General features: G+C 64.9%; 3 protein-coding genes and 1 pseudogene. 2 read left to right on the top strand and 2 right to left on the bottom strand.

Annotation, left to right across the window (positions count from 1 at the left end; all coding sequences use genetic code 11):
• Positions 1-561 (top strand): 4-(cytidine 5'-diphospho)-2-C-methyl-D-erythritol kinase (locus tag EOA79_RS31355; protein ID WP_128293652.1); only part of this gene is annotated, 561 nt, incomplete at its 5' end.
• Positions 561-1109 carry a molybdenum cofactor biosynthesis protein B gene (gene moaB / locus EOA79_RS31350; protein WP_095823831.1) on the top strand — a complete coding sequence of 183 codons (549 nt, stop codon included), beginning with the start codon at positions 561-563 and terminating at the stop codon, positions 1107-1109. The genes EOA79_RS31355 and moaB, both read left to right, overlap by 1 nt.
• A 14-nt stretch (positions 1110-1123) precedes the next feature.
• Here the strand turns inward: moaB and EOA79_RS31345 are convergent, their stop codons facing one another.
• Both EOA79_RS31345 and EOA79_RS31340 read right to left on the bottom strand, forming a co-directional pair.
• Complete coding sequence (locus EOA79_RS31345; RefSeq protein ID WP_095823933.1) at positions 1124-2098, bottom strand: hypothetical protein; 975 nt, start codon at positions 2096-2098, stop codon at positions 1124-1126.
• Between the two features lie 194 nt (positions 2099-2292).
• A pseudogene (locus tag EOA79_RS31340) lies at positions 2293-2515 on the bottom strand (glycosyl transferase family 2); the annotation flags it as partial.

Here is a 2515-nt window from a genome sequence, read left to right as displayed (position 1 = left end):
GGCGGCGGCTCGAGCGACGCGGCGGCGGCGCTCAACGGCCTTTCGCGCCTCTGGGAGCTCGACATCGGGGAGGCGGGGCTGGCGCGGATCGGGCTGACGCTCGGCGCCGATCTCCCGATGTGCCTCAAGGCAAGGCCGCTAATTGCGCGCGGCATCGGCGATGAACTGTCGCCGCTGACGGAGTTTCCGGCGCTTGCGCTGGTCCTCGTCAACCCGGGCGTCGCCGTTTCGACACCCGAAGTATTCAAGGCGCTTTCCGGACCTGACAATGCGGCATTGCCGCCGCTGCCCGGCCGGCTCGATTTTCACGGCATACGCAATTGGCTGGACACGACGCGGAACGATCTCGAACCTGCCGCTCGCGCCATCCAACCGGCGATTGGCGATGCGCTCAAGGCGCTGAAAAAAGCGGGAGCCGCCTTTGCCCGCATGTCGGGCTCCGGCGCTACCTGCTTCGGCCTGTTCGAGACTGGCAATGTCGCCAAGCGCGCGGCGATCGACATCCGCCGCCGCCATCCCGGTTGGTTCGTGGCCGCGACGCGCAGCATGGAGACCGACTGATGGCCAACGAAAGCCGCCCCTTCATCCCGGTGCGCATCGCGGTGCTGACCGTTTCCGACACGCGCAGCCTGGCCGAGGACAAATCCGGGCAGATATTGGCCGACCGCATCGCAGAGGCTGGCCATATACTGATGGCTCGCGACATCGTCACCGACGACCGCGAGAAGATCCGCGAAAAAGTGCTCGCCTGGTCGAGGGATGAAACGGTGGACGTCGTTATCACCACGGGTGGCACCGGCTTCACCGGCCGCGACGTAACGCCGGAAGCGCTGGAGCCGATTTTCGAAAAGCGCATGGACGGCTTTTCGGAAGTCTTCCACCGGATTTCCTATGACAAGATCGGCACATCGACGGTCCAGAGCCGGGCGACCGGCGGCGTCGTCAACGCCACCTTTATCTTCGTGCTGCCGGGCTCGCCCGGCGCGTGCAAGGATGCTTGGGACGGCATCATCAAGGCGCAGCTTGACTACCGGCACATGCCCTGCAACTTCGTCGAGATCATGCCGCGGCTGGACGAGCACCTCAGGCGCCGCGGCAAGCCGGAGTAGCGGCCCCGTCCGGCTCAGCGGATGACCGGCTCGCCGTGGAAGCGGCGGCGCGACGGCCGCGAGACGCCGAAGCCGATTTCCATCATCAGCCGCGGCGTATGCGCCGGCACCGTTCCCATATGGAAGCCGAACGGATCCTCGACGAAGCCGAGGCCCGCCTCGCCCGTCAGCGTCACAGGGCTTTCCGGACCGTAGACGTCCAGCACGTCTTCCGCGGGGTGGCCGACCAGAAGCGTGAGCTGGTGCTTGAGCGCGCGGCGCCTGTGGCTGCCGCGGACATAGACATGCGGGCCGGTGCCGGCGTCGACCGGCACCAGATAGAAGAAGAATTTCAGCATCCGCCAATCGTCGAGATCGAAATGGTATTTGCCGAGCGAGGCGAGATTCTTGTCGGCATCCGAGGCCTTGCCGGTCGGAAAGCTCCACCACACGCGCGTCGTGATCAGTTTCGCCTGGCCGCCGAGATAGTGCTGCGCGACCTCGAGGAGCAGCGGATCCCGCTGGATGGCAAGCGCCGCCGGGCAATCGAGAATGCGTTCGAAATAATGCCCGCTGAGCAGCGAGCGGCCGAAACGCTTCTCCGCCTCGGCATGGTCGCCCGGCATGAATTCGAGACGGCGGTCGAAATTGCCGAAACAGGGCGTGCGTTGCGCAAAAACGGCGATCTCCTCATGGATCGCCGACGGCAGCGTGAACCCCGAAAACAGTCCATCGGAGCGAAGCGCCGCGACCACCGCCTCGCGATCGACGCCGGCAAACATCGTCTCTCCCGCATTGTCGAGCGGGCGAACGCGTCTGGCGCCTAGCCAGTGCATGCGGCGCCCCGGCATGGTGCGCGCCAGCACGAACATCGGCAGCCAGGCCGGATTTTCGCGTAGATCTTTCAGATAGGTCGGGATGCGCACGGCGATGCGCCTGAACAGGCTGCCATTACGAGCGATCGCCTCCAGGCTGGCCGCGCCTGAATTGTCTGGAGTACCAAGGTTCATCGGGTTCCTCGTATGCATGGCGTCCGACGAAGCGCCAGCCGTCTGCCGCTTCATCGTCACCCAATCCCGATTGTCCCGCTTCAAACAGATGCTAATCCACTGCAGGTTTTTGTGCAATGCACAATAGAATGGGCCGGCAAAGTTCGCGGCCTTTTTCTCTCTTTTCGCCTTCTGGAGAGAAGGAGGGCATGCGCTCACTTCGGCGGCGCCACCCAGATTTCGGCAATCAGCCTTCTGGTGGCGAGGCCGCGCGCCAGGGCTTCGGCGCTGCGGGCGCTTTTCGCCAGCACCGTGGCCTGGCGCTTGCTGATGACAAGCCCTTCCTCCAGAGCCCGGTTGCCCGAAAAAACCCGGACCAGAAACGGCGTGCGATTGCCGCGGGCGCGTGAAAAACGCGCCGGCATCGTCTGCCTCGCC

The organism is Mesorhizobium sp. M1A.F.Ca.IN.020.03.2.1, from assembly GCF_004023205.1.
Lineage (GTDB): Bacteria > Pseudomonadota > Alphaproteobacteria > Rhizobiales > Rhizobiaceae > Mesorhizobium.
The sequence above is the reverse complement of the archived record's forward strand: the minus strand, read 5'-3'. Positions and strand labels throughout refer to the sequence as shown.

Excerpts from the sequence above, each read along its gene's own strand:
- moaB (WP_095823831.1), top strand. The coding sequence starts at position 561 with ATGGCCAACGAAAGCCGCCCCTTCATCCCGGTGCGCATCGCGGTGCTG.
- EOA79_RS31345 (WP_095823933.1), bottom strand. The coding sequence starts at position 2,098 with ATGAACCTTGGTACTCCAGACAATTCAGGCGCGGCCAGCCTGGAGGCG.